We start from the raw sequence: 7920 nt of genomic DNA on the forward strand, positions 1-7920 counted from the left end.
GCGAAGCGAGTTCGCGCTCGCCCAATCACGGTCAAGGGCCGAGCCGCCAGGCGAGGCCCTTGGGCCGGGATTGAAGCCAACACGGCGTTTCTGCGCCGGATGTGTCGGACGGGGTGCCTATGGTTGCTGCGACATGCGAATCCTGCACACTTCCGACTGGCATCTCGGCAGATCGTTCCACCGCGAGGACCTGCTGGCCGCGCAGGCGGCGTTCGTCGACGACCTCGTCGCGACCGTGCGAGAGCAGCGGGTCGACTGTGTGCTCGTCTCGGGCGACGTCTACGACCGGGCGCTGCCCGCCGTGGACGCGGTGCGGTTGTGCGACGAGGCGCTCGCGCGGCTCGCGGAGCTGACGCGGGTCGTGCTGATCGCCGGGAACCACGATTCGGCGCGGCGGCTCGGGTTCGGGTCCGCGCTGATGGACGGGGCGGGCGTGCACGTCCGGACCGATTTCGCGCGGGTGGGGGAGCCGGTCGTGGTCGGTGACGCGGCGATCTACGGCGTCCCGTATCTGGAGCCGGAGCTCGTGCGGCATCCGTGGGAGCTGGAGGAGCGCACGCATGCGGCGGCGCTGACCGAGGCGATGCGGCGGGTCCGCGCGGACGCGGCGCGGCGTCCGGGCCTGCGCTCGGTCGTGCTCGCGCACGCGTTCGTGACCGGCGGCGAGAGCAGCGAGAGCGAGCGCGACATCTCGGTCGGCGGGTCGGCGCAGGTGTCGGCGTCGGTGTTCGACGGCGTGGACTACGCGGCGCTCGGGCATCTGCACGGCCGCTGGGCCATCACGGACCGGGTCCGCTATTCGGGGTCGCCGCTGGCGTACTCGTTCTCCGAGGAGCACCACGTCAAGGGGTCCTGGCTCGTCGATCTGCGCGAGGACGGCGTGGCCGCGGAGTTCGTGGAGGCGCCCGTGCCGCGCCGGCTGGCGCGCGTCCGCGGCCGCATCGACGACCTGCTGTCCGGTTCGGAGTACGAGAAGTACGAGGACCGCTGGCTGCAGATCACGCTGACCGACGAACGCCGCCCGTCGGCCGCGATGGAGCGGCTGCGCCGCCGCTTCCCGCACGCGCTGGTCCTCGGCTTCGAGCCGGAGGGCGGCGGCACCGACGGCGCGCGCACCTGGACGGAGCGGGTCCGCGAGCGGTCGGAACTCGACATCGCCGGCGACTTCGTGGCGGAGGTCACCGACGGTCCCGCGACGGAGGCGGAGCGCGCGCTGCTGGACGAGGCGTTCGAGCACTGCCGCCGGAAGGAGGCGCTGGCGTGAGGCTCCACCGGCTGGAGGTCGCCGCGTTCGGCCCGTTCTCCGGGACGGAGGAGATCGACTTCGACGCGCTGTCGGACGCGGGGCTGTTCCTCATCCAGGGCCGGACGGGCGCGGGGAAGACGAGCATCCTGGACGCGGTGTGCTTCGCGCTGTACGGGCAGGTCCCGGGGGTCCGGAACGCGGTGAAGGGGCTGCGCAGCGACCACGCGGCGCCGGGCGCGGGCCCGCGCGTGGTGCTGGAGACGACGATCCGGGGCCGCCGGCTGCGGGTGACGCGGTCGCCGGCGTGGGAGCGGCCGAAGCTGCGCGGGTCCGGGACGACGACCGAGCACGCCAAGGTGATCCTGGAGGAGTTCGAGCGCGGCGGCTGGACGGGGCTGACCACGCGCCTGGACGAGGCGGGGGACCTGATCTCCCGGCTGCTCGGGATGAACGCGGCGCAGTTCTGCCAGGTCGCGCTGCTGCCGCAGGGCGAGTTCGCGGGCTTCCTGCGCGCGGGCGCCGACGAGCGCCGCAAGGTGCTGGAGCGGCTGTTCGCGACCGAGGTGTTCACGCAGGTGGAGAAGTGGCTGGCCGACCGGCGCGCGGCGACGGGCCGGGAGGCGGCGGAGCTCGCCGCCGCCGCGTCCTCGATCGCGGACCGGATCGCGGAGGCGACGGGCGCCGCGCCGCCGCGCGGCGAGCGCCTGCCGGTCCCGGCGCCGCGCCGCGGCGAGCAGGTGCCGGAGCCGGCCGCGGACGTGGAGGTGCTTCCGGCGTGGGCGGCGGAGCTGGCGGGCGAGCACGCCGACGTCCGCGCGGCCGCCGACGGGCTGCGCGACGAGGCGGACGCGGCGGTGCGGGCCGCGCGCGAGGCGCTGGAGGCCGGGCGGGAGGTGGCGGAGCGGCGCCGGCGGCGCGCCGACGCGCTGGCGCGCCGTGACGCGCTGGCCGAGCGCGCCGAGGAGCGGTCGCGGCTGGCGTCGGGGCTCGACGCAGCCGCGCGCGCCGACCGGGTCGTGCCGCTGGTGCGCGCCGTGCAGGACCGGCATGTCCGCGCGGGCCAGGCGCGCCGGTGGGCCGAGGAGACCCGTTCCCGGGTCGGGACGCTGCTGCCGCCCAGCGCGTCCGAGGACGTCCTGGCGAAGGCGGAGCGCGCGCGCCGCGACGAGATGGCGAAGCTGGCGGACCGCCGGCAGGAGGCGGCGCGGCTGACCGAGTTGGAGGCCGAGCGGGCGGAGCTGGACCGCGAGATGGCGCGCCTCGAACCCGAGGAGGCGCGGATCGCCGCGGCGCTCGCCGACCTCCCCGGCATCGTCGAGGCGCGCCGCGCCGAACTGGACGCGGCGCGGATCGCCGCGGCCGGGCGTCCGGGCGCCGAGGCGGCGGTGGCCGACGCGCGGCGCCGGCTCGACGCGGCGCACCGCCGCGACCAGGTCGGGCACCTGCTCGGCGAGGCGGAGGCGGCGCATCGCGACGCGGTCGACGCCGCGCAGGACGCCCGGCAGCACGTCCTCGACCTGCGGCAGGCGCGGCTGGACGGGATGGCGGCCGTCCTCGCCGAGGAGCTGGAGGACGGCGAGCCCTGCCGGGTCTGCGGGTCTACCGAGCACCCGGCCCCGGTCACCTCGCTCGCGCTGATCCCGACCGAGGAGCAGGTCGACGAGGCGCAGGCCGCCGCCGACCGTGCCCAGCACGGCCGGGAGGACGCGGCCCGCCAGGTGGAGGCGCTGCGCACCGAGCGCGACGGCCTGCTGGAGGCGGTCGGCGAGGCGGCCGCCGAGGCACTCGCCGCCGATCTGGCCGAGGCGGAGGAGGCGCTCGCCGCGGCGGCGGCGCGGGCTGCGGAGGCCGACCGGCTGGAGAGCGTCCTGCACCGCGACGAGCAGGAGCTGGAGCGGGTCCGCGACGCCCGGGACGGAAACGTCCGGGCGCTCACCGCGAACCGCACCCGGCGCGCGGAGCTCGACGCCGAGGAGAAGCGGCTGCGCGCGGCGCTGGACGAGGCGCGCGGCACCGACGCGACCCTGGAGGCGCGCATCGACCGGCTCGGCCGCGAGGCCGACGCGCTGGCCGAGGCCATGGACGCGCTGAGGGAGGCCGGCCGCGCCGCCGAGGAACTCGCCGCCGCTCGCGCGCGCGCCAAGGCCACCGCCGAAGAGGAGGGCTTCCGCACGCCGGACGAGGTGCTCGCCGCCGCGATGCCGGACGAGGACCAGGCCGCGCTGCGCGACCGGCTCCGCCGCTTCGACGACGAGGAGGCCCTCGTCCGCGACCTGCTCGCCGACCGCGCGCTGGCCGAGGCGGCGGCGGCCCCCGCCCCCGACCTGGACGCGCTGGAGGCGGCGCTCGCCTCGGCGGAGGACGCCCGGACCGGCGCGGCGTCCGCCGCCGACCGGGCCCGGCACCGCTGCGAGCGGCTCGCGCGGCTGCGCGCCGACCTCGGCGCCGCCGTCCGCGACTGGCGCCCGGCGGCGGACCGGTACCGGACCGCCGAGCGGCTCGCCGGGCTCACCTCGGGCAAGCACGCCGCGAACCGGCGCTCGATGTCGCTGTCGGCGTACGTGCTCGCCGCGCGGCTGGAGCAGGTCGTGGCCGCCGCGAACGAGCGGCTCGGCCGGATGTCGGGCGGCCGGTACGCGCTCGTCCACACCACCGACAAGGCGGCGGGCGACCGCAGCCACGGCGCGGGCGGGCTCGGGCTGCGCGTCGCCGACGCGTGGACGGGCCTGGAACGCGACCCGGTGACGCTGTCGGGCGGCGAGTCGTTCATCAGCTCGCTGTCGCTGGCGCTCGGCCTCGCCGACGTCGTCACCGCGGAGGCGGGCGGCGCGGAGATCAGCACGCTGTTCGTCGACGAGGGCTTCGGCACCCTCGACGAGGACACCCTCGACGAGGTGATGGACGTGCTGGACGGCCTGCGCGACGGCGGCCGCGCCGTCGGCATCGTCAGCCATGTCGCGGAGCTGCGGGCCCGGATCCCGGCGCAGCTCCGCGTCACCAAGGAGCGCACCGGCTCCACCGCCCGCATCGTCGTCTGAACCGCCGGCCGCCGCCTGGCTCAAGGCCTGCCGCGGCCGCCGGAGTCAGGGCTTGCGGCCGACGCCCGCCACCAGCCAGCCCGTCGCGGGCTCGTGCGGGCGGTCGGGGCGCCACTCCGGCGCGGGGACGAGACCGGGGTCGACCAGGTCCAGGCCGTCGAAGAACGCGGCGATCCGGGACCGGGGCCGCGCGGTGAACACCAGCCCGTTCTCGGTGAGGATCCGGTCCTGCAGGGCGCGCTCGCAGGACGTCATCGCGTCGTCGGCGAAGTCGCAGATCGCCAGGTGCGAGCCCGGCGCCATCGCGTCGGTGAACGCGCGGACGATGCCCTCCGGGTCCTCCTCGTCGAGGATCGCGTCGAGCGTCGCGGTCATCAGCACACCGACCGGGCGGCTCAGGTCGATGAGCGCGGTGACCTCCGCGTCGGCGAGGATCGCGTGCGGCTTGCGCGCGTCGCCGTGCACCGCCGTCGCGTTCGGCACGGCGTGCAGCAGCGCCTGGTAGTGGACGACGGCGACGCGGTCGATGTCGATGTACACGACCCGGCCGGCGGCGTCGCGGGCGTGCACGACCTCGTGCACGTTGCCCTTGCCGGGCAGGCCGCAGCCCACGTCGAGGAACTGGCGGACGCCCTCGTCCAGCATGTGGCGGACGGCGCGGCGCAGGAACTTGCGGTTCTCGCGGGGCAGCAGCCGGGCGGCCTGGAAGGAGCCGAACGCCTCGATGGCGACGGCGCGGTCGGCGCAGTAGTTGTCCTTGCCGCCGAGAGAGTAGTCGTAGATGCGGTTGAGGGCGGCGCCGGAGAAGCCGGGGCCGGGGGAAGGACGCTCTGTCATGGTGTCCCCTCGACTGGGAGCGGGGGTGGGTCGAGGAGCCTCCAGTCTAGTGGATCGCGATCACCGTACGCAGGTCCGACGTCGCGGAAAGCCACCATCGATCCGGGCGGCGGAGGCCGGCGCGCGGCCCGGGCGGGACCGGGCACCGGCTCCGGCGCGGAGGCGGTCAGCGGGAGATGAAGTCCAGGATGACGTTGTGCACGTGGTGGCTCTTGTCGGCGCCGCGGAACTCGACCTCGTAGGAGATCGTCCCGACGTTGATCGCGATCGAGCCGGAGGAGAAGTAGGGCCCCGCCCACGACCTGTTGCTGACCACGCTGACCGAGGTGATCTTGGAGTACGGGATGCTGGTGATCGCGTACTTCTTGCCCGCGAAGCTCTTGTCCTGGATGATCACCCGCCGGTCGGTGAGGCCGACGAACCCGGTGCCGGTGCCGATCGCGTCGTAGACCGCGATGACCTGCTCGCCGGGCAGCAGCCCGCTCTCGATCTGCTTGAGCTGGCCCGACCTGTCGTGCTCGACGTCGTCGCCCATGTCCGTCCTCCGTGCTCGTGGGTGGTCCGACACGTTTCGACGAGCGTAGACCGCCGCCCGTTCCCGCCGCCCGCCGTTCCCCGCGCCCGCGCGGCCGCTCGCCGTCCGGTCCGCCGCATGCCCGGAACGGTGCGGAAGGCGGCACATTCCGGACCGGGGCGTTAGGTCCGGTTCCGAATGGGCACACCACACACACCCCCGGCCGCCGATCATGACCCGACCAGGAGAGCGCGGCGGCCCCGTCCCCCCGGAGGCAGCCGTGCGCGTCGGAACCGCCATCGTCCTGATCTGGCTGGTCATCGGTGCCATCGCCGCCGGCCAGCGGCACTACTACGACGACCGGAAGGCCAGCTGCGCCAAGGTCGGCACGGTCCTCGTGACGATCGTGGCCGGCCCGCTCAACTACGTGGGAGCGAACCCGAAGGTCCACTGCAAGACGCCTCAGCCGAGCAAGTGATCCGGCGCGCCCGCCGGCCCCGCCGCGATCTCCATGGTCACGGGGCGTCTCCGCGACGGCGTCACCGACGCCGGTGGCGCCGATCGGCACCGCCCTGAGCACCGGGATGCGGGTGTCCCTGCGCAACGACTCGCTGGTCACCCCCGAGAACCCGCTGCACAACGTCGCCGTCGCCGAGATCCCCTGGGTGACGGCGGCCGGAGTAGGGTGCGCGCCATGAGCGGGTATCGCAGGACGACCGTCGCCGTCCCCGGCGGCGACCTCACCGTGGGGATCTGGGGCGAGGGGACGCCGTCGGTCCTCGCCGTCCACGGCATCACCGGGTCGCACCTGGCGTGGGGCCCGGCCGCCGGCCGGTTCGCCGCCGCGGGCGGCGCCCTCGCCGCCGTCGACCTGCGCGGCCGCGGCCGCAGCGGCGCGCTGCCCGGCCCGTACGGCATGGCCGCGCACGCCCGCGACTGCGCGGCCGTCCTCGACGCGCTCGGGATGGACCGGGCGGTCGTCGCCGGTCACTCGATGGGCGGGTTCGTCTCCCTCGTCCTCGGCGACCTGTATCCGGACCGGGTGGAGCGGATCGTGCTGGTCGACGGCGGGCCGCCGCTGCCCGTCGCGCCGGGCAGGACGCCCGCGGAGCAGGTCGCGGACACCATCGGCCCCGCCGCCGCCCGGCTGCGGATGCGGTTCGCCGACCTGGAGGCCAACCGCGACTTCTGGCGCGCGCACCCCGCCTTCACGGTCTGGACGCCCGCGATCGAAGCGTACGTCGACTACGACATGACCGGCGAGGAGCCGGAGCTGCGCAGCCGCGTCTCGCTGGACGCGGTCACCGAGGACTCCGCCGACCTGCTCACCGGGGACGCGCTTGCGGGCGCGTGGCGGCGGCTGCGCCGTCCCGCGGAGATGCTGCGGGCCGGGCGCGGGATGCTCGACCAGCCGGTGCCGTTGTACCCCGATCCCGCGCCGATCGCCGAGCGGATCCCCGTCCGCACGATTGACGACGCCAACCACTACACGATCCTTCTCGCCGACGGCCCGGCCGCCGAGGTCGCCGCGGCCCTGTCCCGGCCCGCGTGATCCGGCCCGCCTGATCCGGCCCGCGCGATCCCGGCGGCGCCGGGTTCCGCGATGACCCTCCTGACATACCGACCGGTCGGTATTAGGGTGGCGGTGATCGTGGCATCGCGGGGCGGACGCCTCCGCCGTCGAGGGAAGGCGCGCATGACGGAACCGCACGAGCTCACCGCACTCGACCAGGCCGCGGCGGTACGGGCGGGCGAGGTCTCCCCGGCGGAACTGGTCCGCCACTACCTGGACCGCGTCGAGCGCCTGAACGATCGCTACGGCGCGTTCATCACCGTCACCGCCGACCAGGCGATCGCGCGGGCCGAGGCGCTCGCGAACGGAGCGGCGGCGAGCGGGCACACCATGCCGCTGTTCGGAGTGCCCACCGCGATCAAGGACCTGACGCCGACCGCCGGCGTCCGCACCACCTACGGCTCCCGGGCCTACGCCGACCACGTCCCGGACCGCGACGCGCACCTCGTGACGCTGCTGCGCCGCGGCGGCATGATCAGCCTCGGCAAGACCAACACCCCCGAGTTCGGGCTCTGCTGCTACACCGACAACGACCTGGCGGGCCCGGCGCGCAACCCGTGGGACCGCGCACGCGCCGCGGGCGGCTCCAGCGGCGGCGCGGCCGCCGCCGTGGCGCTCGGCCGCGCCCCGGAGGCGCCCGGGAGCGCCGGCGGCGGCACCAACCCGTACCCCCCCACCTCCGGCGGGCGGTTGGGGGTCTAGACGACCCCGG

Annotated in this window: 8 protein-coding genes; 6 read left to right on the forward strand and 2 right to left on the reverse strand. The window is 75.7% G+C overall.

Annotated elements, in window-relative coordinates; translation table 11 throughout:
- The first annotated feature begins 133 nt into the window (after nt 1–133).
- Together ABT299_RS14030 and ABT299_RS14035 are read left to right on the forward strand one after the other, a co-directional pair.
- Nucleotides 134–1264, forward strand: coding sequence for an exonuclease SbcCD subunit D (locus tag ABT299_RS14030; protein ID WP_190868164.1), 1131 nt, complete (start codon nt 134–136; stop codon nt 1262–1264).
- Nucleotides 1261–4284, forward strand: a complete 3024-nt coding sequence (locus ABT299_RS14035; RefSeq protein ID WP_500250993.1) for an AAA family ATPase — start codon at nt 1261–1263, stop codon at nt 4282–4284. Before ABT299_RS14030 ends, ABT299_RS14035 begins: the two co-directional genes overlap by 4 nt.
- Before the next feature lie 45 nt (nt 4285–4329).
- Here the strand turns inward: ABT299_RS14035 and ABT299_RS14040 are convergent, their stop codons facing one another.
- Together ABT299_RS14040 and ABT299_RS14045 are read right to left on the reverse strand one after the other, a co-directional pair.
- A complete protein-coding gene (locus ABT299_RS14040; RefSeq protein ID WP_500250994.1) occupies nt 4330–5121 on the reverse strand; it encodes an SAM-dependent methyltransferase in 792 nt (263 codons plus the stop codon).
- 166 nt (nt 5122–5287) lie between these two features.
- Complete coding sequence (locus tag ABT299_RS14045) at nt 5288–5656, reverse strand: PH domain-containing protein (protein WP_190863549.1); 369 nt, start codon at nt 5654–5656, stop codon at nt 5288–5290.
- 259 nt (nt 5657–5915) lie between these two features.
- Here ABT299_RS14045 and ABT299_RS14050 point away from each other — a divergent pair, with 259 nt between their 5' ends.
- The 4 genes from ABT299_RS14050 (at nt 5916) to ABT299_RS14065 (ending at nt 7910) form a co-directional block, all read left to right on the forward strand.
- Complete coding sequence (locus ABT299_RS14050) at nt 5916–6113, forward strand: hypothetical protein (protein ID WP_347256956.1); 198 nt, start codon at nt 5916–5918, stop codon at nt 6111–6113.
- A 73-nt stretch (nt 6114–6186) separates the two neighbouring features.
- Nucleotides 6187–6333, forward strand: coding sequence for a hypothetical protein (locus tag ABT299_RS14055; protein WP_500250995.1), 147 nt, complete (start codon nt 6187–6189; stop codon nt 6331–6333).
- A complete protein-coding gene (locus ABT299_RS14060; RefSeq protein ID WP_500250996.1) occupies nt 6330–7187 on the forward strand; it encodes an alpha/beta fold hydrolase in 858 nt (285 codons plus the stop codon). The genes ABT299_RS14055 and ABT299_RS14060 overlap by 4 nt, the downstream gene beginning before the upstream one ends.
- A gap of 144 nt (nt 7188–7331) precedes the next feature.
- On the forward strand, nt 7332–7910 hold the full coding sequence (locus ABT299_RS14065; protein WP_500250997.1) for an amidase family protein: 579 nt from the start codon (nt 7332–7334) through the stop codon (nt 7908–7910).
- Nucleotides 7911–7920: the final 10 nt, after the last annotated feature.

Source organism: Spirillospora sp. NPDC000708 (genome assembly GCF_040299565.1).
Taxonomy (GTDB): domain Bacteria; phylum Actinomycetota; class Actinomycetes; order Streptosporangiales; family Streptosporangiaceae; genus Spirillospora.